The sequence below is a fragment of the Salinivibrio costicola subsp. alcaliphilus genome (genome assembly GCF_001996185.1).
Lineage (GTDB): Bacteria > Pseudomonadota > Gammaproteobacteria > Enterobacterales > Vibrionaceae > Salinivibrio > Salinivibrio costicola.
Genome location: NZ_MUFR01000002.1, coordinates 85,144 through 110,877, shown reverse-complemented (window position 1 = coordinate 110,877; position 25,734 = coordinate 85,144). Strand labels below are relative to the sequence as shown.

Here is a 25,734-nt window from a genome sequence, read left to right as displayed (position 1 = left end):
CAATTGCCAAAAAGTCGCCGTAATTCTACCCGATATCGGCCATGAAGTCTTACCTTAACCATGCTTAATCTCAGCGAACACTGGCAAGTGCCAGAGAATTAACTAGAGTAAAAACAGAGGCTGAAAATGGAGGCAGGATGGGCGAAAAACCTAGACTGAAACAGGTAGTAACAAGTGTCATCGCTGCTTTGTTTGGGGTGCAATCACAACGCAATCGCGAGCGAGATTTCGGCTATGATTCACCGGCAATTTATATCATTACCGGCGTTATCATGATCGGACTCGTCATTGGCGCGCTGCTGGTGATCGTGAGCTGGTTGACGTGAGCGCTTTGAGGCAACAGCGCTTAAGGCGTGGATGGCTGAGGGGAAAAAAGTGCCAATAGCTCATCTACCTTATTACGACCATTGCCATTACGGCTGATGGTACGCTTAACTTTCACCACATTAAAACTCGCGCCACGATATAAACGGCGTGTATAGGGCGTATCGTGATTGGAGATTAATACCGGCACCCCTTGGGCCAACGACGCTTGCTCAGCATGCTCAGCCAGCAAGGCTTGATCATCCAGCGTAAAACCATTGGTGGCGTAGGTGGTAAAATTCGCCGTAGCAGTTAAAGGCGCGTAAGGAGGGTCGCAATAAATCACTGTTCCTTTCGTCGCCCGAGCAAAACTCTCCCCATACCCTTCACATACAAATTCTGCACGCTGGGCCTTTTCTGCAAAGATCGCGAGCTCTTTTTCCGGAAAATATGGCTTTTTGTACGACCCAAATGGGACATTGAAACCGCCTTTTTTATTGTACCGACACAAGCCATTAAAGCCGTGACGATTCATATACAAAAAGTACAGCGAGCGTAAATAAGGGTCTGTGGTAAGGTTAAACTCCCGGCGGACATCTAGATAGCGCTCTTTTTGGTTGTACTCTTGGCAAAAGAAGACGCGCGCATCCGCCACAAAACGCAACGGCGTTTGCTTAATAATATTGTATAGGTTGATAAGATCTGGGTTGATGTCAGCCAGAATGTAATGTTCGTAATCGGTGTTTAGAAATACCGATCCAGCACCGACGAAGGGCTCGATAAGCGTGTTCCCTTCGGGAAGATGACGACGAATGTCATCGACTAGCGAGTATTTGCCACCAGCCCACTTTAGAAACGCGCGATGCTTTCTCATTGCCCCTGATCTATCTCTGCGGTGTGAAAAGGGGCGGATTGTACCCTATTTTGGCTCATCAATCAGCGGATTTTACTGCCCATTTGCGCGGTTGATTTCACGGTGAACCTGACTAAAAGACTTCACAAACGGCTGCAGCGCCCGTAGATTATCCGCCAATGTCAGTTCCGCACGACGCGCATCCGTGACGCTGGCATAATCACCCAGTAACACCATGTACCAGTCAGCATTGTTGCGTTGGGTTTGATACACCTGAACCCGATCACTCAGTTGGTAGTTAGCGATAAAGTCTGTCGCATCTTGACGCGAACGCAACGCTGCGAGCTGCAGGGCATAACGCTGGGCAGGTACATCAAGCAAAGCTTGCGCGTCAAAAGATAAGCGATTATCACTGGCCGCGTCCGCTGTCGACGCTGTCTCTGTAGATGCTGCCTCTGCAGACGACGAGGCGGCGGTATTTTGCGATTGCGCCACATCTGAGGGCTGATCCGGTGTCGCGGGCGCAGGAATCGCTTGGTTAATCTCGCTAGCAAGTGCTTCCTCAACCGCCTGGGTGCCATCGCCACCGGCATCTTGTTCATTAATAATGGCGTCGACAACATCATCAGGTAAAACCACTCTCTGGCCCGCATCATTGCGACCGACGGTTAACCCCTCACCGTTGACTTCCTGCGGTAAATTCGCTTGATCATCGGTCACCGCTGCGTTCGATCCCGCCACGGTGTCGGTTTGATCCGCTGCCGAGTTGCTATCTTGACCTGTCACTTGCCCATCAAGGGTTTGTGGGTCAGTGGTCGCTTGCTGCTCGTTGAGTAAATCATCCAAGTTTTTTAACCCGTCAGGGAGCATTGTCTCAGCCGACGAGGCGTCATCTTGACTCGGAAAAGCCCACCAGATCGCACCGGCACCCACAATCATCAGCACCACGGCCAACAGCAGCATTAAAAAGGGTTTATTATTTTTCGCGGGCTTTTTATTGTCTTTACTCACAGCGCCTATCTCCTGATTGTCCTTTCCCATGATGGTGCCGGGGTAAACGGTTTGATTAGCAAGCTTGGCTAACCACTGTTTTTTACCCGCTGCATCAATACGTTGCGTGACGGCTAACACATCGATGAACATCTCTTCTTCACCGTCATTAAGCGGCGAAATCTCGAGCTCCAGCGGCTTTTGGTCGTGCCCGTAAGACACCTGACGTAGCCACTTGTTCAACTTTCCTGGCAAGGCAAAGAGTACAACATTGATACGCCAGTGTGCTTGATGCTGTGCATATTGCACCAACGCCCATAGCTCAGACAGTAATCCAGGAGTCAGCCGATGCGCATCATCAATCACAATGAGTGCATCACACCCAGCCCCGTCAAGCATCATCGTCAAGCTATCTAGCAGCGGATCCGCTTGATTAAAAACACCGTCTTTGACAATTTGTCGTAGCACGATAGCGCGACGTTGGTCATCGCTTTGTGCCGTATGGCACGCGAGTAAGGCATGAACATGGGCATCCGCCCACTGCTCCATGTAGCGCTCACTTAACCAGGTTTTACCCGCCCCATCAGGCCCGGTGACTTGGATCAGATTCGCGCTAAATCGAGTGATAAATTGCAATCGAGAAAGGAGCTGGGTTTGGCTTTCCAGATCCAGAGCTAGCGTATCAAACGTGTCTGTCATGCATTCAATGGTTAACCGGCATCAATCACATCAGCGATTAGCTGGTGTGGAACATCTGCAACCACTTGAGCCTGGCCTATCGCTGTTGGTAAAACCAGACGCAACTGTCCTGAAAGCACTTTTTTATCACGCATCATGTGCTTAATAAAAGCATCGTAGTCCATTTCACGGGGAGCCTGCACGGGAAGATGTGCACTTTGTAACAGGGCCGTGATGCGAGTAACCGTTTTTTCATCAATCAAACCATGCTGGCACGCCGTTTGTGCCGCCAACACGGTTCCAGCCGAGACCGCTTCACCATGAAGCCAATTGCCGTAGCCCATTTCTGCTTCAATCGCATGACCAAACGTGTGCCCCAAATTCAACAGCGCGCGCACGCCTGTTTCGGTTTCATCTTCGGCCACTACATCGGCTTTGATTTGACAACAACGCCTTATCGCGTAAATCAATGCATCAGGAGAGAGCGCGGTCAGCGCCACCATTTCACTGTCAAGCCAATCAAAGAAAGGGGCATCGGCAATCACACCATACTTGATCACTTCTGCCATCCCCGCAGCAAACTCACGACCGGGCAAGGTGCTTAGCACCTGCGTATCAATCACCACCGCTTTGGGTTGATAAAATGCGCCAATCATGTTTTTGCCAAGAGGATGATTAATTGCTGTTTTCCCACCGACGGACGAATCGACTTGCGACAGTAATGTCGTGGGAACTTGAATAAAATCAACGCCGCGCTGGTAACAAGCACTGGCAAATCCAACAATATCGCCAATCACGCCGCCCCCGAGGGCGACGAGCACGACATCACGGTTATAATTATTTTCTAAAAGAAAGGTGTTGATGGTGTTAAACGTTTCGAGCGATTTATACGCTTCACCATCAGGCAAGCTAAGGCAGGCTACATCAGTTGCGCCTGCCCGCTGAAGGGTTGAGACCAGAGTGGCGCCATAAAGCGGCATCACTGTCTCATTGCTAATAACAGCAACCCGACGGGAATGGACGCCCTCAAACAGGCTCGCATCTGCTAAAAGCCCTTCACCAATCGAGATAGGGTAGCTACGTGCCCCTAAGTTAACGTCTATCCGTTCCATGGTCGGGTCCTGTGGTCGGTTATTGCTGCTCTAAGAGCGCCATGATTTGATTTGCCACCACTTTAGCGCTTTGATCATCAGTTCGTACAACGTAATCCGCAATTTCTTGATACAAAGGATTACGTTCTTCTGCCAATGACTCCAGCACTTCACGTGGTTGGTCAGTTTGCAACAATGGTCGTTTCTTATCGCGTTGGGTACGTGCGAGCTGCTTTTCGATGGTGGTTTCCAAATACACCACCACCCCACGAGCAGAGAGGCGATTACGGCTTTCTTTGCTCATAATCGAGCCACCGCCAGTCGCGAGAACGATACCTTGCTCTTCAGTGAGGTCGTTTATCACGTTTTCTTCGCGTTTACGGAAACCTTCTTCACCCTCAACGTCAAAGACCCATGCAATGTCTGCTCCAGTACGATCTTCAATCACTGAATCAGAATCATAGAATTCCATGTGAAGTTGCTGAGCGAGATGACGACCAATTGTGCTTTTACCAGCCCCCATAGGGCCTACCAAAAAGATGTTTCGTTTTTCAGCCATTTTAAGCAATTTTACGCGCGGTTAAATAAGACAACACCGCCCGCAGGCTTAATGTAAAAAGCCCGAGGCGCCAATTCCTCACAGATATTTCGTGATCAGATTAAAAATTATCTCAGGACAGTGACCCCTTTGGCAACACCTAACCTACCCTGTGACGATTTTAGGGGTCACAAAGATCAGAAGTTCGCGTTTTGCATGGTCTTTTAACTGATGTCGAAACAAACCTCCGAGCAAGGGAATATCCCCAAGGAGAGGCACTTTGGTTTCTTTGTTGATCATCGTGTGCTGAAAAATGCCACCTAAGACCACGGTTTCGCCATTCCGCGCCAAGACTTGGGTATTGATCCGTTTGGTACTGATCGACATCGCCTCACCTTTTCCGGCCACGACCGACTTTTCCGGCATATCTTGGGTCAGCTTTAAATCCAGCACCAACGTATTATCCGGCGTGATCTGAGGCGTGACCGACAAACTCAACACTGCTTTCTTAAAAGAGACGGCCACCGCCCCACTGGAAGAAGCTTCTAAATAGGGCAACTCCGTCCCTTGTTCAATATAGGCGGCTTTTTTATTGGTAGTGATTAATCTTGGGCTCGAGACCACTTCGGCTTTTCGTTCGCTCTCGAGCGCAGAAAGCTCCAAATCGAGCAGTAAATCGTTGCCTAACTTAGCCACTTGAAAGGCCATGCTCGAGGCAGAAGGATTGACTGCAGCTAAATTAACATTGAGGAAATCACCAATACTGCTCCCCTCACCGGCGGCTTCATTTAGGCTGTCAGGACCTTGCTGCGCCAAATCGCTATCCCACATGATATTCCCTTCGACCGACGATCCCACCGTGGTTGAGCCGTTGCGATTCAAAAGCCCCCAACGTACGCCAAGCTCGTCGACCGAACCTTGCTCTACCGTGACAATACGCGCTTCGATTTCCACCTGCTTAACCGGCACATCGAGGTGCTGAACCAAGGTGCGGATACGATCAATGTTCTTGTCAATATCGCGAATGATGATCGCATTGGTCCGCTCATCCAGCGACACCGCCCCCCTTGGAGATAACAAGCTCACGCCTTGCGTTTGACCGCGAATTAATGCGGCTACCTCGCTGGCTTTGGCATAATTTACCGTGATAACCGCCGACGATAGCGGCAACAAGGTTTCTGCTTGCTGCGCCATTTCCAAATCCTGTTTTTCTTGCGCCATCAGCTCTCGACGAGGGGCAACAAGCATCACCTCGCCACGTTGACGCTTGTCCAGCCCTTTCACTCTTAAGATAACCTCTAACACGTCTTGCCAAGGCACACCGTCAATCCGCATGGTGATATTGCCCTGAACACTGTCTGAGGTGACTAAATTAAACTGATTTTGCTCAGCAATCAGTTGGAGCACAGCGCGAACTGGAATGTCTTGGAAGTTGATCGAAATCGGTGCATTCGGATCAAAGGATGCAGGTGTCGTCGGTTCGGTGGCTTGTATGGTTACCACTAATTGTTGTTTTTGTTGATGGTAATCAAAGGCGATCGCTTGCGCCGCTTGCAGATAAATTTTTGCGTGTCCAGAGGATTGTGACACATCGATCGCCGTAATTGCCGAATCCCTGTCTTGGGTATCGATCCGCTTCATTAATGACGGTTTAATCGTTACCTGCGGTAATCGGATATGGAGTTGATCGGCGCTGGGCTGACGAAAATCCGCCATGATCGCAGGGCTGTCGAAGCCCAAAATCAGTTGCGCCTCTCCCTGAGCAGAGCGGGTTAACTGCAACTGGCTCAAGGTTGTCATCTCCGCAGCCTGAGCGGACGCGCCCATAAAACACACCACGATCAGCGCCACGCGCACAAGCGACCACGGTATAAGGGTATATCGGGCGTTATACGCCGCGAAAATCATCATAACAGTTATCCTTTACGACAGGTTAGGTTCGATTGAAAGCGTCACGGTCCGTTGCTGCCAGCATCCTAAACCATCAGGTAGTGCCTGGTTTATCGCGACATGATCACGCGTCATCGCCATCACTCGGCCGTGGTGTTCACCAAGCCGGTCGCCACGTGCGACTTGCTTGACCATCCCATTCGGCAAAGCAATGAGTGCCTGTTTTTGCCCCCCTTTAGTGAGGCTTCCTTTCATTTCAAGTTGTGCTAAAGGTAAGGTTGAAAGCGGACTGTCACGCCAATGCAAGGCCGGTTGCCAGCAATCACCAGGAGACATCCGTTGAGGGTCCGATGAGACCGACAGAACAAATGGATCGCGCGCTTCTTTTGCAAAGGGGACAGGTTGATAAACACTAGGCGGCGGCATGCGTGTCGCGGTAACCGTCGCTTGTGCTTGCACCTGGCGCATAAACTGATGCATGTCATCATCCGTTTTTTGACAACCACTCAAGATCACGATCAACAAAAATACACTGGCTCTTAACATGACGCGTCCTAGTTTGTGGGTTGATTGAGCGCGGGGCGGCCGGTATAGCGATACGTCGTCGCAGACACCGAAAATTGCAATGGCGCCGCAGACGGCGGCTGTTCGGTCTCGCGCGCGAGGACAAAGTCCTGCAATGACACTAAGCGAGTCATCGCGGCAATATCGGCACTGAACGCGCCAATATCTCGATACTGGCCTTCAAGCACAATGTTGATTGGAATGGCGTCTAGCCAGCTTCCTTGCTTTCTCGGCTGCCATGCGAGCGTTTCAAACTGCAACTGGTGACGCATCCCCACCTCGTTCACACCAGCCAGCAGGCCCGCGAGCTCTTCTTCCTCAGGCAATTGCCGAATCAGTCTTGCGTAGCGTTGATTAAGCGTCTCTATTTGCGCCTGGACATCGGGTAACGCAGCCACCTCATGCGCTAACTGTCGATAACGTGCTTTCAGTTGAGACTCTTGCCGGTGAGCATCAAGCAAGGTCGCTTGATTTGGCTGTCCAGCGCCTAACCAGCCGACATACCCCATCACTGTCAGTAAAGCACCCCATAAACTCAGCTTTACCGACCAAGGCGCAAACGGTAGCCGTCGCCACTCCCATGCCATCGAATCCATCACTGTTCGTCCTCCTCGCGCTCCGGTAATTGGGGGGAAACATAGTGTGTCAGTGAAAAGCTCAGTCGAAACCGTTTATTGGGCCCGACGGTGTGATCACCCGTCACTACGGTATCGATATCGAGCGCCTCTACCGCTTGCTGCGCTTCCAACGCGGCCAGCAAACGCGCGAGCTCTGCGTTTGAATTCACCCACCCTTCTAAACGGATATGGCCTTTTTGTTGTGCCAACCGGGTTAAATAGGCACCAGCAGGCATCACCGTCGGTATAAAGTTGAGCACCTCAGTGACATTATTACGCTGTCTTTGCAGTTGATTGACCAACCCGAGCCGTGATTGCAAGGCGCGACGTTTAGTGTCTTGTTGCTCAAAGCGCACTAAGGTTTGTTTAAACTGCGTGATGCCTTGTTCAAGTTGTTGATTACGGTGTTGCTGCCCCGCTATCTGATAATGCTGCCACTGGATGAATCCCATTCCGATGATCAGTGCGCTCCCCACAACCGCAAGGGTTTGCAGGATAAAATGGCGTGCCTGTCGACGTTGCACTTGCGCGCGCCAGGGGAGTAAGTTAATCCTCATGAACCGCTCGCTCCTCGGAGCGCAAGCCCAAGCGCCGAGCTAGCATGAGGGCTTAGAGAGGGCGCGCCAAAGGGTTCTCCAGGTTGAATAAACACACGTTGGGCAGATGAAGGGCAGAGAATGTCGCTGGGCCAGTGACCGCTTAGCCATAGGGTTGAGATAGGCACCGCGTGTTCGCTCTCCACGCGTTGATAGGCATGATCCAAATGTTGTTGTAGAACGCGAGAGGACGCCGTTGCCTCGTCTTCTGAGCCAGCTCTTCTTAACGGCATTGCGACGGTCAAAGATTGTTGGTACAGCCCGCCATCGGATAACGCGCGCATCGCCGTCAACTTGCCGGCATCAAGATGTAGCCATAGCGGTGAAGTCTGTGGTTGGTAGTGACCTATCAACGCATCATAAACTTCTTGCAGCCCATGCTGCTGCGTATCGACAACACTTACTTTTAATCCCACGTCTTTCAACGCCGAAAGTATTGGCGTGAGTGTCTGTTGGCGACAGGCCACTACCTGGTACTGCGCCTGTCCTGGCTGATGGTTCAACGCATGCTGTTTGGTAAAATCGAAGAAAAGACCACTAATTTCCATATTGAGCGCCATGCCCAATGCTTGTCCGACCACGGCTTCCTGCTCGAGAGGATCATCCACATCGGCTGCCATCAGGGTCTTACTGATCACGGTGTCATCCTCAACGCCTACCACCACATTCGGTGACAAACGTTGATACCAGGACACTCGGCTCAATAGTGTGTCTTTGAGCGTTTTCATCGTGGTTGTCAGGGTGTTTTCATCACCAGCGGTCAAGATATGATGCCCGGAAACCTTGAAGGATGAAGGGGACGGGCATAGCGCAATCGCGTGGCTTTCCGTTTGGCCCAAAGCGATACCTAAAACTGCCGAACTTGGAATCATTTCGTGTTAGGCTCCAACGTCAGAGTAAGGTCAGTATTTACAAAACTGTCCTCATCACGGGTTATTTTTTATGCTGGTGCCTTTATACTACTCACGTATGATTATTAAACGGCTAAACGGCAACGAAACGGGAAATCTCAGGTGAAGTTCATAAAGCGTTTGCTTATCTTTGCACTGGTTTGCACAGTGCTTGGAGTCACAACAATCTTTGGGTTTTACCTTTATGTGAAACCCGACCTCCCCGATGTGGCGACATTGCAAGATGTTGAGCTACAAACTCCGATGCAGGTCTATAGCGCGGATGGTGAGTTAATCTCGCAATTCGGCGAAAAACGGCGTATTCCAGTCAAACTCGAGGATATACCTCAACCTATGATTGATGCCTTAATTGCCACCGAAGATAGCCGCTTTTATCAACACCCAGGCATTGATCCTATTGGTATTGTTCGTGCCGCGGCGGTTGTCGCCATGTCTGGCAGTGCCAAGCAAGGTGCCAGCACCATCACCCAACAGCTAGCACGAAACTTCTTCCTGACCAACGAAAAGCGAATTATGCGCAAGATAAAAGAAATTTTTATCGCGGTGCATATCGAACAATTGCTCAGTAAAGAAGAGATCCTTGAGCTCTATTTCAACAAAGTCTTCTTGGGGTATCGCTCTTATGGCGTAGGAGCAGCCGCACACGTGTATTTTGGCAAAACCTTAGATCAACTGACCTTAAGCGAAATGGCCGTGATCGTGGGGTTACCCAAAGCGCCCTCCACCATGAACCCACTTTACTCGCTTTCACGCTCAACCGAGCGACGGAACGTAGTGCTCGGCCGCATGTTGAATGAGGGCTACATTTCTAATGCGGAATACCAGCAAGCAAAAAATGAGCCTATTGTCGCCAGCTACCATGGCGCCGAAATAGAACTCTCAGCACCCTATGTTGCTGAAATGGCTAGGGCTTGGGCGGTCGATGCGCTTGGCGATGATGCCTACACCTCAGGGGTACGTATTTTCACCAGTGTGGATGCGGATATGCAGCGCGCGGCCAACAACGCCGCCATAGAGAATATCCTCGCCTATGACAGGCGCCATGGTTTTCGTGGCCCAGTAGCCACGCTTTGGCAGGCGCCTAGCGAACGCTGGCAACATCAACGTATTGTTGATCACCTTGCCAAGCAACCCAGTTACGGCCCCTTGGAGCCTGCGGTCGTGACCGATGTAAAGGCACAATCGGCACAGGTTATTGGGCCCAATGGCCGTGAAATCGAACTGCCTTGGAAAGGACTCGACTGGGCGCGACCTTATATTACTGATAGTCGCCAAGGCCCAGCGCCCAAACGTGCTGATGCGTTCCTCGCCAGTGGCCAACAAGTGTTTATTCGTCGAGTCAATGACAGCTGGCATTTGGCGCAAGTGCCCAACGCCAATACCGCCTTAGTATCCATGTCCCCCACCACGGGGGCGATCAAAGCCTTAGTGGGTGGATTTAACTTTGTGCATAGCAAATTTAATCGTGCCACCCAGTCGGTTCGCCAAGTGGGCTCAAGTATCAAGCCCTTTATTTACTCCGCCGCAGTCAATGAGGGAATGACGCTAGCCAGCCTTATCAATGACGCGCCCATTAACCGTTGGGATCGCAGCCAAGGGGTGGCATGGCGTCCGAAAAACTCGCCGCCACGTTATGAAGGGCCACTACGTGCTCGCCTTGGACTGGCACAATCGAAAAACGTGATGGCTGTGCGTGTCCTCCGTCGTGTTGGCTTGGACGATACCTTAGATTATCTGACTCGCTTTGGCTTTAAACGTGATGACCTCCCTCGCGCCGAAGCCATTGCACTCGGCGCAGGTAGCTTAACGCCGGTTGAAATGGCACAAGGGTTTAGCGTATTTGCCAATGGTGGCTACTTTATGGGGCCTTTCATCATCGATCGGGTAGAAACGCCCTTCGGTGAGGAAATTTATCGTGCCAACCCACCGGTTATATGCGACCACTGTGAGCGCAAACCGGAAAAAGCTGACCCGTTTAATGAGCAAAACTTATTGACGGACAATGGCAGTGACCAACCAACACCGCGCAATGCCAAGCAAGTGATTGATGAACAAAATGCCTTCTTGGTGCGCGAAATGATGCAAAGCAACATTTGGGGCGGCGGCGATTGGCGTTATGGCACCGGTTGGAACGGCACGGGCTGGCGCGCTCAAGCGCTCAAACGTCGCGATATCGGTGGTAAAACCGGGACCACCAATGACTCCAAAGACACTTGGTACACTGGTTATGGCCCAGGTATCGTCACCACGGTTTGGGTTGGCTTTGATGATCATTCGCGTGAACTCGGTCGCACCACTCGTAATGCTAATTTAGGCGACGAGCGCCAACCGATTTATGGGGCGGAATCTGGCGCGAAAACCGCAGAACCTGCTTGGATTGACTTTATGCAGCATGCTCTTGCGGATGTGCCAGAGCAAAATAAAGTGGTGCCGTCCGGCATAGTCAAAGTACGGATCGATCGCGAGACCGGACTGCTGACAAGAAAAACCGATCATACCTCGATGTTTGAGTACTTTATCAAAGGCACCGAGCCGACAGAATATGTATCGGCTCAGCCTGATGGCAACATTTACGAGTCCAACACGGAATCCTTGTTTTAACTCGATAAACGCTTAAACCACAACGCCCACATCCGTGGGCGTTGTCACCTCAATGCCAGTATCTTGTGTTAGCGGTGATTTAAGCCGCTCCTTATCGCGGTCATCTGGCCACCAATGGCGTCCGCAAGCTGTTCATATCGTCCTCGTAACGGTGATCCAGGGCGATAATCGAGCATGATTTGTCGCGACGGCGTCGGTGACGTAATGGGGATATACACCACACCATCGCGTTTATCGGCAGGCACGGACAGCTGAGGCAATAAGGTAATCCCACTTCCTGCGGCCACCATGTTGCGTAACGTTTCTAGGCTGGTCGCGCGGAAACGTTGATCCTCTTGCGCACCGACTTTAAAACAAAAGCCCATGGCTTGATCGCGCAAACAGTGGCCATCGCCCAGCATCAACAAGGTTTCCCCGTCTAACACATCAAGCGCAACTTCAGCACATTCCGCCAACCGGTGCTTTTCGTTGACCGCAAGCAACATCGGCTCATCATAGAGTGGCAGCTCTTTAAGGTGCTGTGTTTCTTCGACAGAGGCCAGGATAACGCAATCGAGCTTGCCTTCTTCCAACTGCTGAACCAGTTGCTGGGTTTGTCCCTCATGAATAAACAGCTCTAAATCTGGGAAACAATCTCGCAGCATCGGAATGATTTTGGGTAATAGATACGGCCCCACGGTGGGAATAAAGCCAATATGTAGGGGGCCGGTCATACTTTCACCTTGCTCACTGGCCAATTCGGTTAAAATTGTGACTTCCCGCAATACGTTACGTGCTTGCTGTACTAACCTCATACCGGCATCGGTGAACAGAACCCGACGACTGGTACGCTCAAGTAAGCTGACGCCGAGTTCATCCTCCAGTTTACGAATTTGGCCACTCAAGGTCGGCTGGCTGACAAAGCAAGCCTCAGCGGCTTTGCGAAAATGTCGGTGTTCAGCCAACGCAACCAAATACTCCAAGTCACGAATGTTCATCGTTGTCTCTTCTATAGGGGATAACTATCAAAACCATAGCATCAAGCGATTAGAGCTATCAATCTTATTTAGCAATACTAGACCCATCAAAACACAGCGAGTCACTTCTCGCTTAACAACTTTAATTGAAAACAAAAGGAACGATTCATGACAGCAACCAAAGAAGGCCAGCCAGTACCACAAGTAACCTTCCGCACTCGCGAAGGCGATCAGTGGAAAGACGTGACCAGCGATGACATCTTTGCCAACAAAACCGTCATTGTGTTCAGCCTGCCAGGCGCGTTCACCCCGACGTGTTCTTCTTCGCATCTGCCACGCTATAACGAGCTGTACCCTGTCTTTCAACAACACGGCGTTGATGACATCGTTTGTGTCTCGGTCAATGACACCTTTGTAATGAACGCATGGAAAGCCGACCAAGATGCTGACAACATCCATGTACTACCTGATGGTAACGGTGAATTCACCGATGGCATGGACATGCTGGTCGACAAAAATGATCTTGGCTTTGGCAAACGCTCATGGCGCTACAGCATGCTGGTGAAAAACGGCGTGGTCGAAAAAATGTTTGTTGAGCCAAACGAACCAGGTGACCCGTTCAAGGTCTCTGATGCCGACACCATGCTGGGCTATATTGCTCCTGAGCATAAACTGCAAGATTCGATCACCGTGTTTAGCAAGCCAGGCTGCCCATTCTGTGCCAAAGCAAAACAAGCACTGATCGATGAAGGACTTCAGTTCGAAGAAATTATCCTCGGTAAAGATGCCACCACGGTCTCTTTACGCGCAGTCACCGGCCGTGCCACGGTGCCACAAGTATTTATCGGTGGCCGTCACATCGGTGGCAGCGAAGAGCTCGACACTTACCTAAACCAGTAATCCGCTGTTTGGGCGGCAGCCTTGCCGCCCGTTATTTTCCCAGGAGAAAGCAATGAAAACATTAACGGTTGATGTGGCTGTGATTGGTGGCGGGACCGCCGGGCTCGGTGCCTATCGCGCGGCAAAAGCACAGACAGATAGCGTGGTGATGATTGAAGGCGGCCCGTATGGCACCACCTGTGCACGGGTTGGCTGCATGCCATCCAAACTGTTAATTGCGGCGGCTGAAGCGGCGCACCATATCGACAAAGCGCCCGGTTTTGGTGTCTACCCAGGCGGAAGTACCGAGATAAATGGTCGTGAGGTAATGGATCGGGTTAAACGCGAGCGCGATCGCTTTGTCGGCTTTGTATTGGAAAGTGTCGACGACATCCCCGCCCAAGACAAAATCGATGGCTATGCTCGTTTTGTCGATGATCATACCTTGATGGTTGACGATCACACCACTATCCATGCTGACCGCATTGTGATTGCGACCGGCTCACGTCCGAGCTGGCCCGAGGCCTGGAATCACCTCGGTGATCGTTTGGTGGTCAACGATGATATTTTCGAATGGGATGACTTACCTAAATCGGTTGCCGTGTTTGGTCCGGGCGTGATTGGCCTTGAACTGGGCCAAGCGTTACACCGCCTCGGTGTCGAAATGACTATGTTTGGTGTCGGCGGCCAAGTGGGTCCACTCACCGACCCAGATATCATGGCATATGCAGATAAAACCTTCAGCGAGGAGTTTTATCTCGATGCCGATGCCAAGGTTGAAGAGATGATCCGTGAAGGTGATAAGGTCCAAATCCGTTACCGCGACAAAAACGGCGAAAGCCAGTTGCGTTGGGTTGATTACGTGGTTGCCGCCACCGGTCGTCGCCCCAATGTCGACAAACTTAACCTTGACGCGACGAGCATCAAAGTGGACGCACGCGGTGTCCCAGTAGCCGATAGCTACACCCTGCAAACCACCGCAGCGCATATTTTTATTGCCGGTGATGCTAACAACCAAATTCCACTGCTGCACGAAGCGGCTGACCAAGCCAGAATTGCCGGTGACAACGCGGGGCGCGGCAAAGATATCCGTGCGGGACTGCGCCGTAGCAAGCTATCCGCGGTCTTCTCCGATCCACAAATTGCGATGGTGGGCGAAAGCTATAAAGCAATTACCGATCGTCTCGGCCCATGTGGCTGTTTTGAAATCGGTGTGGTTTCCTTTGAGGGACAAGGTCGCTCACGGGTCATGCTACGCAATAAAGGCTTATTGCATGTTTATGCCGAGCAAGGCACAGGGCGTTTTTTGGGCGCAGAAATGATTGGGCCGAACGCCGAGCACTTAGCACACTTACTCGCCTGGGCTCACCAAAACCAAATGACCATTTCGCAAATGTTGGATATGCCCTTTTATCACCCAGTGATTGAAGAAGGGGTACGTACCGCACTGCGTGATGTCAACGCCAAACTCAAACTCGGGCCAGAGATGATCAAACACTGCATGGATTGCGGCCCAGGCTGCTAATTCACTGTCCTTTTCGCCGAACGCTCGGCGCTTTACAGGCAATGCCTGTTGCTTCCCCAAGCACTTGCTTACCTTTTGCCCTCCTTCGCGGAGGGCTTTTTTGTATCCAACGACTCACTGCGCCACAATGGCGTATCGCCCTCACTGACCAAGAGAGCCCATATGGCTTGTAAATATTGTCAATCTGGCATTTGGAAGCAGAAGTTAGGACGCTGCACGCGCTGTATGACCCAACTTGCTGTCATTTCTGCCATACTTTGGCCGTTTTGGTGGTGGGCCTATGCCGACACGCCACGGCAAGTTGAATCGATCGCATTACTGTTCGCCGCTGGCAGTGCCAGCGCGCTGCTGCTGCTTCATTTGCTGATTTATCCGTTTCGGCGCAACAGAAAGCGGCCCTAAAGCCGCCCCACACTTTTTTACTCAATCTCTGCATGTGAGAAGGTCGAAATCGTCGCCGGCCCCGCAATGTTATAGGTCAGAGCCACTTCATCACAGGCGTGGAAGCGCGGACAGATTTCACAATCTTTCATCACTTTCTCTGGCAATTGCGATTTCGACACTGAGGTAAAGCCCAACTGGGTGAAAAACTCGGGCACCCGGGTGAGGACAAAGACTTGCTCAATCGCCATTTGCTTGGCTTTTTTAATCAAGTGCATCATCAACGCCGTGCCGTGTCCTTGGCGCTGCCAGCCCGCTTCAACCCCTAAGGAGCGAATTTCTGCCAGCCCTGAGTCGTAAATATACAGCGATCCGCAGCCGGTCAAATCCCCTTGATGCTCAGATACCGCAAACAGGCCAATATTACGCACTAATTCATGACGGTCGCGCGGTAAGTTCTCCCCCAATTTCGCCCAATACACCACCATGCCTTCAATGGTATCGAGGTCGGTGAGCCTTGCCGAGCGCACCGTGACTTTGGGGGTAAAGCGCTTATCCAAACGCTTTTGCGCTTCTTGAATAGCAAAGCTGACCTGCTCAGGTGCCACCCCTCCCAGTGCCCGACGTTGGGCCAGGCAGGATTCAATCGTGAGCATGGCATACACATCATCTTCAATCACCGGTGAGAATTGCTGCAAGGTTTCTAGCGGCAGCGCTTCCAGCGCACACCCTTGCTCAATGGCTGACACCACCGCCACGCCAACAATATGGTGCGCTTCACGGAACGGGATCCCTTTGCTCACCAAATAATCGGCCAGCTCGGTCGCATTGGCATGACCTTGCTGCGCCGCTTGTAAGGTTTTGTCTTTATGGATGGTGATGCCTTCAAAGCACAGGGCCGCCATGTCTAAGCAGTCATGCCAGGTGTCCATGGCATCGAATAGCCCTTCTTTGTCTTCTTGCATGTCCTTGTTGTAGGCCAGCGGCAAGGCTTTCACTGTCATCATCATTGCCGACAAGGAACCATACACCCGACCCGTTCGACCACGTATCAGTTCTAACGCATCGGGGTTTTTCTTTTGTGGCATCAGCGACGAGCCTGAGGTGACAGTATCCGCCAGCTCGATAAACCCGGACTCGCCCGAGTTATAGAAGATCATATCTTCGGCCATCCGTGACAGATGCAACATCGACATGGATGCGGCAGACATCATCTCCATCACATGATCGCGGTCCGAGACCGAATCCAAACTATTACGGGTAGCCCGTTTAAATCCCAGGTTTTGTGCCAAGGCATCGCGATCAATCGGATACGCGGTGCCTGCCAGTGCCCCCGATCCGAGTGGGCAGGTATCCAAGCGACTGAGCGCATCTTGCAAACGCGTGGTATCACGCTCAAACATCTCCAGATAGGCCAGACACCAATGGGCAAAGGTCACCGGTTGTGCACGCTGCAAGTGGGTGTAGCCAGGCAGCACGGTACCATGGTGCTGACCCGCCACATCCACCAGCTGCTGCTGAAGCTTATCGAGAGACAGCAAGATTTGCTGGCCTTGCTGGCGACACCACAGTTTGAGATCCGTGGCCACCTGATCGTTGCGCGAGCGTCCGGTATGCAGCTTTTTGCCCAAATCCCCGACTTTCTCGATCAGTTGCTGCTCAACCCAGCTGTGAATGTCTTCGGCCTCTGAGTTTAAGATCTGCTCAGGATTTTCCATCACCGACAGCTTGAGCTCGTTAAGTGCGAGCTCCAATTGCTGTTGCTCGTCTTCACTCAGCACGCCCACTGAACGCAAGGCTTTCGACCAAGCAATGGAGCCCACAATGTCTTGCTCTGCTAAGCGATAGTCAAAGCGCAGCGAATCATTAAACGCTTGAAACCGTTTGTCTGCTGCTTGACTAAAGCGTCCGCCCCATAATGCCATGCTGTCTCTCCTTACTGCTCACGATGCTTTTTTAATTAGGATTGTTTTTGTTTGTTCAGTGTCCGAATCCGGCTCGACAGCGAATACAAACGGATAAAGCCTTCGGCGTGGCTGTGATCGTAGACGTCATCATCACCAAAAGTGGCAAAGTCTTCCGAGTACAAGCTATTGGTCGAGCGCTTTTGTACCACCGTCGCTTGCCCTTTATAGAGTTTGATCACCACCTCGCCCGTTACCGGCGCGGCAAGGGAATTGGCAGCGGCAACAATCGACTGACAAAGTGGCGTAAACCAACGCCCATCATAAATCAGGTGAGAGGCTTTTAAACCGAGCTCCTCACGGAACTGATAACTCTCTTTATCTAGCACCAATTGTTCAACGCCGCGCAGCGCTTCCATGATGATGGTGCCACCCGGGGTTTCGTAGCAGCCGCGGGATTTCATCCCCACCAAACGGTTCTCAACGATATCAATCCGTCCCACGCCATGTTCGGCACCTTTGTCATTCAATAGCGTTAGCACGTCATAAGGCGACATGGATTCACCATCGACCGAGACCACTTCCCCGCTTTGTACTCCCAAGGTGACAAACTCGGGCGTATTGGGCGCCTCTTCCGGCGCGACAGTCCATACCCAGCAATCTTGGTTGGCCGCCGTCCAGGTATCTTCTAACACGCCGCCTTCGGTTGAGACGTGCCAAGCATTGGCATCACGTGAATAGATTTTCTCAAGGCTCGCCGTGCACGGAATATCACGGGCGGCCAAGTAATCGAGCAGGGCTTCACGACTGGTGAGATCCCACTCACGCCAAGGCGCAATCACTTTCAGCTGCGGCGCCAGCGCGGAGAAGGTGCTCTCAAAACGGACTTGATCGTTCCCCTTTCCGGTACAGCCGTGGCAAAGCGCATCCGCGCCGACCTCGAGGGCGCACGCGACCTGCGCTTTGGCAATGATAGGACGCGCCATCGAGGTGCCAAGTAGGTACTTGCCTTCATACACCGCACCGGTTTTCAGGCTGGGATAAATATAATCCGCTACCATTTCGTGTTTTAGATCGGCGATAAAACACTGTGATGCCCCCGAAGCGAGCGCTTTTTGCTCAATGCCTTCGAGCTCTTGTTCGCCTTGACCGACGTCGGCGACAAAGGCGACGACTTCACAGTCATAGTTTTCTTTTAGCCAGGGAATGATGGCCGAGGTATCCAATCCACCCGAATAGGCCAGTACCACTTTGTTGACTTTGCTCATCTTGCTCTCCTTAAATCATGATGCGACGGTTTGAGTAGCGTCGTTATACGTCTTATTAACTGGCGCTAAACCGGGTGCCGATTTGCTGGCCATCGAATAATTGGGTGAGTTTTTCTGGGTAACGCCAAGTGGCAATCTCCACCGGTTTACCCAGTTCGCGGGCGGCGGCAAACGCCGCGTTGACCTTGACCACCATGCCATCGGTGATCACGCCTTTTTCTATCAGGTGTTGCGCATCCAGCTCGGTCAAACAGGGCAGTAGATGGCCTTTGCCATCCAATACACCACTGACATCCGACAGCAGCACTAGCTCCGCCCCGAGGGTGGTAGCCACCGCGACCGCTGCTTGATCGGCATTAACGTTCATCAGCTCACCTTGGTCACTGATGCCAATCGAGCTAATAATGGGGACACAATCAGCGGCCAGTACCGCCTGCAGCAGGCTGGGATCGCCGGCGCTGGCTTCTCCCACCGCACCCAGCTCAGGGTCCAGCTGGCTGACCTGACACAGGCCACCGTCGGCCAAGCTCAAGCCACAGCTTTTAATGTTTGCTTTACGTGCTTGGGCTAACAGCAACTTGTTTGCTGTCCCTGCCAACGCACCGGTGACATAATCAATCTGGTCGGCGGGCGTGACCCGTAAGCCTTGGTTTTTGACACTGGTGAGGTTGAGCTTTTTGAGCAGATCATCGACCAAGTAACCGCCACCATGCACCAGCACTAACGGGCGCTCCGCCTCACTGCGATAGGTATTGATCGCGCCGAAAACCTTGGCGAGGGTCTCGCTGCAGCTCAGTGCCGCGCCGCCTAATTTAATCACTAATGGCGTTTTCATCCGTTTCTCCTAGACAATCGCGGTAGTTTCGGCAAAGCCAAACTTCAGGTTTAAACACTGCACGGCTTGGCTGGCCGCGCCTTTAAGTAAATTATCAATCGCACTGGTAAGGATCAGATGCCCATGCGCGGCCTGATAGCCAATATCGCAAAAGCCGGTATGTTGCACCGCGTGTAGCTTGGCCACCTCACCGGCAGGAAGCACCCGTACCAAAGGCGCCTTTTGATAGGCGTGAGAGAGTGCCTGCCCCACCTCCGCCTCACTAACACCTGGCGCTAATTTGGCGGTAATGGTGGCAAGAATGCCGCGTTTGTAGCTGCCAAGGTGCGGGGTGAAAATCACCGGCGTATCTAGGTGTGCGGCAATCTCTGGCTGATGACGGTGAGAAAACACCCCGTAGGCATGCAGGCTCACTTCGCAAAAACTGTTGGTCAGACTCGCTTTGCGCCCCGCGCCCGTCACGCCGCTAGTGGCATTGATCACCGGCCACATTTGTTTATCCAACAAGCCTGCATCCAGCACAGGTTTGAGCGCTAATTGACTGGCGGTGGGGTAACACCCAGGTACGGCGACTAGCTGCGCTGCTTGCAATGCCTCACCCTGCCACTCGGCCAAGCCATACACGGCTTGCGCCAGCCATGTCGGCGATTGGTGCGCAAAACCGTAGTGTTCGGGATAAAAATCGGCTTGATTGACCCGATACGCCCCCGACAAATCAAACACCACGCAACCTTGAGCCAGAAAAACCGGCGCCAATTCATGACTGACCGCATGCGCGGTGGCTAAAAACACCACATCAGCTTGCTTGGCGACATCCTGTGGCGAGGACAATGGCATCAGTGGCATATCCACCACGCCACGCAGTTGCCCGTGCAACGCGCTCACAGGACGATTAGCGTCTTCACTGCCTGCCGAGACATATAAACCGGCCAAGTGCAATTGCGGATGGCGATGGACAAGGGCGACAAGCTCGGCTCCTGTGTAGCCACTGGCACCGACAATAATGGTGTTAAGTGTCATGGGTGTCTCTCTTTATGGATATTTAAGGCGTGCTGCGGGGCAGCAGAGTATCGAGGGCGTAGCGGATAGCCACGCAAAGCAGGCTAGCGTCGTCGAAGGGCAAGGATATTGTGTTTGGCGGTACCTAGTATCATGGTCGACTCGTCTTATAAAATATTTTTATTCATAAATAGTGAATGGTTATTTTTTATCGCATTCCCGTTTACCCGTCAACCCCAAAAAGCGTAAAAAATCACTTTTAATCTCTATTTATTCATATTAGAGCAATAATTCTATCTAACCATGCAAATAACACGGTCGTCATTTACGACAAAATCCCACGATGACGAGCGCGGAGAGACCCTCTAGAAGCTAGCAAACATGAAAGCTGAAACTTTTTTTCATCTTTTGAGGTGGCTCTATGATAAGCATCAAATCCGGTAGCCAGTTTTCGCGCTAACTTGCGGTTAAGTTGACCCGATCACGCAACATTCGCTAGATTGGGTCTTTACAGTCACAGTAGGATGTAACTTTGTTACAGAATGGATACGCTATGAACGAAAAGTACTCTGCCTTAAAAAGTAACGTCAGTATGCTTGGCCATCTGCTGGGCAACACCATTGAAGATGCCCATGGCCCCGCACTTTTAGAAAAAGTTGAGGAAATTCGTCAGCTCTCAAAATCGGCTGCAGCAGGTAATCAGGATGATCATGCTAAGCTGAAAACCGTGCTGCAAAACTTACCCGCAGACCAACTGCTTCCGGTAGCCCGCGCCTTTAGCCAATTTTTGAATCTGACTAATATTGCTGAGCAATACCATACGGTGTCGCGCCAATCTGACACCCATGAGTGTAGCCCCGATGCGATTGATAACCTGCTCCGACGCGTCAGCCAAGGTGAGATTGATGCCAATGACGCGCAGAAGGCGATCGCCGATTTAAAAATTGAGTTAGTCCTGACCGCGCACCCCACTGAAATTGCGCGCCGCACCACCATTCATAACTTGGTGCAAATCAATAAATGCTTATCCAAACTCGAGCTGAGCGACTATTTAGGCGCCGACGAGCGAGCCAAAACCGAGAAACGCCTTGAACAGTTGATTGCACAAGCCTGGCATACCGATGTGATTCGCCAAGAGCGCCCGACACCGCTCGACGAGGCCAAGTGGGGCTTCGCGGTGATTGAAAATTCATTATGGCAAGCAGTGCCCGCATTTTTACGCCAATTCGATCAGCAGCTTGAGAGCCACTTAGACATCAACTTGCCCATTGATGCCAAGCCAGTACAAATTTCCTCTTGGATGGGCGGCGATCGCGACGGCAACCCGTATGTCACCAGCGAGGTCACCCGTGAAGTGATGCTGCTTTCACGCTGGAAAGCCGCCGACCTGTATTTGCGTGATGTGCAAGATCTGATCAGCGAACTGTCGATGACTCAGTGTGATGACACCGTGCGCGAGATGGCCGGCGAGGCGCACGAACCGTATCGCGCGATCTTGAAAACGCTGCGCAGTCAGCTCAATCACACATTAAGTTATTTAGATGCCAAGCTGAAAGGCGAACGCACGTCATCACAGGGCATTCTGACCGACACCCAGCAGCTGTGGCAGCCATTACTGGCGTGTTATCAGTCACTCCACCAATGCGGCATGGGCATTATTGCCGACGGCAAGTTGCTTGATTTGCTTCGCTGCGTGCAATGTTTTGGCGTTCACTTAATCAAGCTCGATATTCGCCAAGAAAGCACTCGTCATGCCGATGTGCTCTCAGAAGTGACCCGCTATTTGGGGATGGGCGATTACGCGCAATGGAGCGAGCAAGACAAACAAGCCTTCTTGATCCGTGAATTGTCCTCGAAACGGCCGCTATTACCCCGTGATTGGACCCCGTCGGATGACGTCAAAGAAGTGATCGACACCTGCCGGGTGATTGCCCAGCAGCCGCGTGAAGCGCTTGGTGCCTATGTGATTTCAATGGCGAGGACCGCCTCGGACGTGCTGGCGGTACATTTGATACTCCAAGAAGCCGGCTGCCCATTCCGCATGGATGTGTGCCCGTTATTCGAAACCTTGGACGACCTGAACAACGCGGAATCAGTCATTGGCGAGCTCATGGCGATTGATTGGTACCGTGGCTTTACTCAGAACTTCCAAATGGTGATGATAGGCTATTCGGACTCAGCTAAAGATGCCGGGGTGATGGCAGCCGGTTGGGCGCAATATCGCGCCATGGAAGCACTGGTCAACTTATGCGATGACCAAGGGGTTGATCTAACTCTCTTCCATGGCCGTGGCGGCACCGTAGGCCGTGGCGGTGCGCCCGCCCATGCCGCCTTGTTGTCACAGCCCCCTCGTAGTTTAAAAGGTGGCCTCCGTGTGACCGAACAAGGCGAGATGATCCGCTTTAAACTGGGGCTGCCCGATGTCGCGGTCAACAGTTTGAACCTCTACACCAGCGCCATTTTGGAAGCTAACCTGCTACCGCCACCAGAGCCCAAACAAGAGTGGCGTGCGCTGATGGATACCTTGAGTGACATTTCTTGCCAAGCCTATCGCGATGTGGTTCGCGGCCATGAGCAATTTGTGCCTTACTTCCGCTCCACCACACCAGAGCTTGAGCTCGGTAAGTTACCACTGGGCTCACGCCCTTCTAAGCGCAACCCGCAAGGCGGGGTGGAAAGCTTACGGGCGATTCCATGGATTTTCGCCTGGAGTCAAAATCGCCTCTTACTTCCGGCTTGGCTAGGCGCTGGACAAGCGATCGATCATGCCATTTCCAAAGGCCATAAAGCCCAGCTAGAAGAAATGTGTCGTGAGTGGCCATTCTTCTCCACCCGGCTTGGCATGCTGGAGATGGTGTTTACCAAAACCAACCTCGATATTGCCAAATACTATGATCAGCGTTTGGTCGATGAAAGCCTCTGGCCTTTGGGTGAATCACTCCGCGATCAATTACGCCAAGACATTCAAGTGATTTTGGCGGTGGAAAACAGCGATAACCTGATGGAGCAAAACCCATGGGGCGCTGAAGCGATTCGCTTACGTAATATTTACGTCGAGCCACTGAATATGCTGCAAGCTGAGCTGTTATACCGTACACGGCAATGTGAAGAGGACGATCAGTCGCTTGACGATGCCTTGATGATCTCCATCGCGGGCATTGCCGCAGGCCTGCGTAACACCGGCTAATCGACCCAAGCCGTACCCTCGGGTGCGGCTTTTTTTGTATCAAGCGAGCAAATAGAAACCGACGCACACGCGAGATTTTTTATCCATAGCCACGTCTAAGGCTTGCTGTTACATTGATAGTATTATTACTATGGAAGGTCGCGGTGACGCGATTTAACAACGCAAAGGAAAACGCAAAGGAATTGCCATGAAAGACGAAACCCTCTCGATTCATCACGGTTATCAGACCGATCCGACCACCAAATCAGTCGCTACCCCCATCTATCAAACCGTCGCCTATGAGTTTGATAACGCCCAACATGGTGCTGATCTGTTTAACCTCGATGTGCCGGGCAATATCTATTCGCGGATCATGAATCCCACCAACGATGTATTAGAACAACGTGTGGCGGCATTAGAGGGCGGTATCGCAGGCCTATGCGTCAGTGCTGGCGCCGCGGCAATTACCTATGCAATCCAAACCCTAGCCAAGGCCGGTGATAACATCGTCGCCACACCACAGCTTTACGGCGGCACCTATACCTTGTTTGCTCATATGCTCCCCGAACAAGGCATTGAAGTACGTTTTGCCCAAAGTGACGACGCCAGTGCGATTGAAGCGCTGATTGATGCCAATACCAAAGCGGTGTATTGCGAATCGGTTGGTAATCCGGCCGGCAATATTGCCGATATCCCCGGTCTTGCCAAGGTTGCCCACGCGCACGGTGTCCCTTTGGTGGTCGACAATACCGTGGCGACGCCCGTGCTATGCAAACCGATTGAACATGGCGCCGATATCGTGGTGCACTCGCTAACCAAATACATTGGCGGCCATGGCACCACCCTAGGCGGTATGATCGTTGATGGCGGCACCTTTGATTGGGTGGCACATCAAGCCCGCTTCCCGCAATTTTCACAGCCCGAGCCGGCGTATCACGGCGTGGTCTATAGCGATACCTTTGGTCCGGCGGCATTTATTGCCCGCGCGCGTACCGTGCCTTTACGTAACAGCGGCGCCGCCTTATCGCCGATGAACGCCTTTATGTTGATGCAAGGTCTCGAAACCTTGAGCCTGCGTATGGAGCGTCACTGCGAGAATGCCAAAGCGGTGGCGGATTACCTTGCCAGTCATCCAGCGGTGGCATGGGTGAACTATGCCGGTCAACAAACTCATCCTCATTACCAACGTGCCCAGTCGCTTATCCGCGGTGGACTGCCCGCATCACTGCTGTCTTTCGGCTTAAAAGGTGGCTTTGATGAGGGGGTACAGTTTTATGATGCGCTGAATGTATTTAAACGCCTGGTCAATATTGGTGATGCTAAGTCACTTGCTTGCCATCCCGCCTCTACCACCCATCGTCAACTGAATGCGCAAGAGCAAGCGAAGGCCGGGGTGACCCCAGAAATGATCCGTCTTTGTGTCGGCATTGAGCATATTGATGACATCATTGCCGACCTTGAACAAGCATTGAGTGCAGTAAAATAGCCCGAGATAGGCGACTCATGCGAACCGATTGTTATACCAATAAATGTGGATATAAAAGATGTCACTTCCCCATGTCATACTGACGGTACTCAGCAACTGCGAAGCCACGGGTTATGATATTACCAAGGCGTTTTCTACCACTATCAGTAATGTGTGGAAAGCCAGCCATCAACAGGTATATCGTGAACTGACTAAGCTCGCCGAGCGAGGCGCTGTGACCTATCGACTTGAGCCGCAAGTCGGCAAACCAGATAGAAAAGTCTATGCTATCACCCCTGTCGGCACCGAGGTGTTAGAGGCGTGGTTTATCCAAGCGCCTAAGCTGGCCCCGCCTCGCGACGAGTACGTCGCACGCCTACTCAGCTGTGAGGTCTTGGATCCCGCGCCGATGCTCGAGCATATCAATAACTTGATTGCGGAATCACAACAACTACTTAATCATTATGCTCTGCTTGAGCAGCGTGATTACGGTCAATCCACATCATTAACGCAACAGCAACGCCTCATGCGATTAGCATTACGACGCAGCATTCATCAACGTCGCGCTTGGATGGCCTGGGCGCAAGAAGTGCGCGATGAGCTTACGATGCTGGCGGCCAGCGCCTAATCAAAACAATAAACACAACTCGCAACCTAGGCGCCCCACGAAACGGGGCGCTTTTTTTGGCTCAAGGTAAACCGGTTTAGCGGTTTAGCGGTTTAG

The 25,734-nt window shown here is 52.0% G+C and carries 22 protein-coding genes; 8 read left to right on the top strand and 14 right to left on the bottom strand.

Annotation, left to right across the window (positions count from 1 at the left end):
• Window positions 1-137 precede the first annotated feature (137 nt).
• Window positions 138-326, top strand: coding sequence for a DUF2970 domain-containing protein (locus BZJ21_RS01210; protein ID WP_037367268.1), 189 nt, complete (start codon window positions 138-140; stop codon window positions 324-326).
• Between the two features lie 20 nt (window positions 327-346).
• Here the strand turns inward: BZJ21_RS01210 and BZJ21_RS01205 are convergent, their stop codons facing one another.
• The 9 genes from BZJ21_RS01205 to pilM all read right to left on the bottom strand — a co-directional run bounded on the left by BZJ21_RS01205 (window position 347) and on the right by pilM (window position 8,992).
• A complete protein-coding gene (locus BZJ21_RS01205; protein WP_077461556.1) occupies window positions 347-1,177 on the bottom strand; it encodes a Dam family site-specific DNA-(adenine-N6)-methyltransferase in 831 nt (276 codons plus the stop codon).
• Between the two features lie 72 nt (window positions 1,178-1,249).
• Window positions 1,250-2,845, bottom strand: a complete 1,596-nt coding sequence (locus BZJ21_RS01200; protein ID WP_077668923.1) for an AAA family ATPase — start codon at window positions 2,843-2,845, stop codon at window positions 1,250-1,252.
• An 11-nt stretch (window positions 2,846-2,856) separates the two neighbouring features.
• On the bottom strand, window positions 2,857-3,936 hold the full coding sequence (gene aroB / locus BZJ21_RS01195; protein WP_077668922.1) for a 3-dehydroquinate synthase: 1,080 nt from the start codon (window positions 3,934-3,936) through the stop codon (window positions 2,857-2,859).
• 19 nt (window positions 3,937-3,955) lie between these two features.
• Window positions 3,956-4,474, bottom strand: a complete 519-nt coding sequence (aroK, locus tag BZJ21_RS01190) for a shikimate kinase AroK (RefSeq protein WP_025739049.1) — start codon at window positions 4,472-4,474, stop codon at window positions 3,956-3,958.
• A gap of 144 nt (window positions 4,475-4,618) precedes the next feature.
• Window positions 4,619-6,364, bottom strand: coding sequence for a type IV pilus secretin PilQ (locus BZJ21_RS01185; RefSeq protein ID WP_077660318.1), 1,746 nt, complete (start codon window positions 6,362-6,364; stop codon window positions 4,619-4,621).
• A gap of 12 nt (window positions 6,365-6,376) precedes the next feature.
• Window positions 6,377-6,889: a pilus assembly protein PilP gene (locus BZJ21_RS01180; protein WP_077668921.1), complete on the bottom strand. Its 513-nt coding sequence runs from the start codon at window positions 6,887-6,889 to the stop codon at window positions 6,377-6,379.
• Window positions 6,890-6,897: 8 nt separating this feature from the next.
• Window positions 6,898-7,503 carry a type IV pilus inner membrane component PilO gene (gene pilO / locus BZJ21_RS01175; RefSeq protein ID WP_077660320.1) on the bottom strand — a complete coding sequence of 202 codons (606 nt, stop codon included), beginning with the start codon at window positions 7,501-7,503 and terminating at the stop codon, window positions 6,898-6,900.
• A complete protein-coding gene (locus BZJ21_RS01170) occupies window positions 7,503-8,081 on the bottom strand; it encodes a PilN domain-containing protein (RefSeq protein ID WP_077668920.1) in 579 nt (192 codons plus the stop codon). The genes pilO and BZJ21_RS01170 overlap by 1 nt, the downstream gene beginning before the upstream one ends.
• Window positions 8,078-8,992 (bottom strand): pilus assembly protein PilM, encoded by a 915-nt coding sequence (gene pilM / locus BZJ21_RS01165; protein WP_077668919.1) that lies wholly within the window; start codon window positions 8,990-8,992, stop codon window positions 8,078-8,080. The genes BZJ21_RS01170 and pilM overlap by 4 nt, the downstream gene beginning before the upstream one ends.
• A gap of 141 nt (window positions 8,993-9,133) precedes the next feature.
• On the opposite strand from pilM, the gene BZJ21_RS01160 reads away from it, so the two are divergent.
• Complete coding sequence (locus tag BZJ21_RS01160; RefSeq protein WP_077668918.1) at window positions 9,134-11,632, top strand: penicillin-binding protein 1A; 2,499 nt, start codon at window positions 9,134-9,136, stop codon at window positions 11,630-11,632.
• Window positions 11,633-11,700: 68 nt separating this feature from the next.
• Here the strand turns inward: BZJ21_RS01160 and oxyR are convergent, their stop codons facing one another.
• A complete protein-coding gene (gene oxyR / locus BZJ21_RS01155; RefSeq protein ID WP_077668917.1) occupies window positions 11,701-12,609 on the bottom strand; it encodes a DNA-binding transcriptional regulator OxyR in 909 nt (302 codons plus the stop codon).
• Between the two features lie 147 nt (window positions 12,610-12,756).
• Between oxyR and BZJ21_RS01150 the strand changes: the two genes are divergently transcribed.
• From BZJ21_RS01150 to BZJ21_RS01140, 3 genes are all read left to right on the top strand, one after another.
• The gene (locus BZJ21_RS01150; RefSeq protein WP_025744251.1) at window positions 12,757-13,488 is read left to right on the top strand and encodes a glutathione peroxidase; all 732 of its coding nucleotides are present in this window, start codon (window positions 12,757-12,759) and stop codon (window positions 13,486-13,488) included.
• Between the two features lie 52 nt (window positions 13,489-13,540).
• Window positions 13,541-14,992, top strand: coding sequence for a dihydrolipoyl dehydrogenase (locus tag BZJ21_RS01145; RefSeq protein WP_077668916.1), 1,452 nt, complete (start codon window positions 13,541-13,543; stop codon window positions 14,990-14,992).
• A 162-nt stretch (window positions 14,993-15,154) separates the two neighbouring features.
• Window positions 15,155-15,394 (top strand): DUF3624 domain-containing protein, encoded by a 240-nt coding sequence (locus BZJ21_RS01140; protein WP_025744249.1) that lies wholly within the window; start codon window positions 15,155-15,157, stop codon window positions 15,392-15,394.
• A 17-nt stretch (window positions 15,395-15,411) separates the two neighbouring features.
• On the opposite strand, the gene argH is transcribed toward BZJ21_RS01140, so the two are convergent.
• From argH to argC, 4 genes are read right to left on the bottom strand one after another with little or no spacing between them, the layout of a single operon-like run.
• Window positions 15,412-17,298, bottom strand: a complete 1,887-nt coding sequence (gene argH, locus BZJ21_RS01135) for an argininosuccinate lyase (protein ID WP_077668915.1) — start codon at window positions 17,296-17,298, stop codon at window positions 15,412-15,414.
• Between the two features lie 35 nt (window positions 17,299-17,333).
• Window positions 17,334-18,545 (bottom strand): argininosuccinate synthase, encoded by a 1,212-nt coding sequence (locus BZJ21_RS01130; RefSeq protein ID WP_069361869.1) that lies wholly within the window; start codon window positions 18,543-18,545, stop codon window positions 17,334-17,336.
• 55 nt (window positions 18,546-18,600) lie between these two features.
• Window positions 18,601-19,380, bottom strand: a complete 780-nt coding sequence (argB, locus tag BZJ21_RS01125) for an acetylglutamate kinase (protein ID WP_077461542.1) — start codon at window positions 19,378-19,380, stop codon at window positions 18,601-18,603.
• A 9-nt stretch (window positions 19,381-19,389) separates the two neighbouring features.
• Window positions 19,390-20,400, bottom strand: a complete 1,011-nt coding sequence (gene argC / locus BZJ21_RS01120; RefSeq protein ID WP_077660326.1) for an N-acetyl-gamma-glutamyl-phosphate reductase — start codon at window positions 20,398-20,400, stop codon at window positions 19,390-19,392.
• Between the two features lie 532 nt (window positions 20,401-20,932).
• Between argC and ppc the strand changes: the two genes are divergently transcribed.
• The 3 genes from ppc (at window position 20,933) to BZJ21_RS01105 (ending at window position 25,638) form a co-directional block, all read left to right on the top strand.
• Window positions 20,933-23,566, top strand: a complete 2,634-nt coding sequence (gene ppc / locus BZJ21_RS01115) for a phosphoenolpyruvate carboxylase (protein ID WP_025744245.1) — start codon at window positions 20,933-20,935, stop codon at window positions 23,564-23,566.
• A gap of 187 nt (window positions 23,567-23,753) precedes the next feature.
• Window positions 23,754-25,031 carry an O-acetylhomoserine aminocarboxypropyltransferase/cysteine synthase family protein gene (locus tag BZJ21_RS01110; RefSeq protein WP_077461539.1) on the top strand — a complete coding sequence of 426 codons (1,278 nt, stop codon included), beginning with the start codon at window positions 23,754-23,756 and terminating at the stop codon, window positions 25,029-25,031.
• A gap of 58 nt (window positions 25,032-25,089) precedes the next feature.
• A complete protein-coding gene (locus BZJ21_RS01105; RefSeq protein ID WP_077660328.1) occupies window positions 25,090-25,638 on the top strand; it encodes a PadR family transcriptional regulator in 549 nt (182 codons plus the stop codon).
• The last annotated feature ends 96 nt before the right edge of the window (window positions 25,639-25,734 follow it).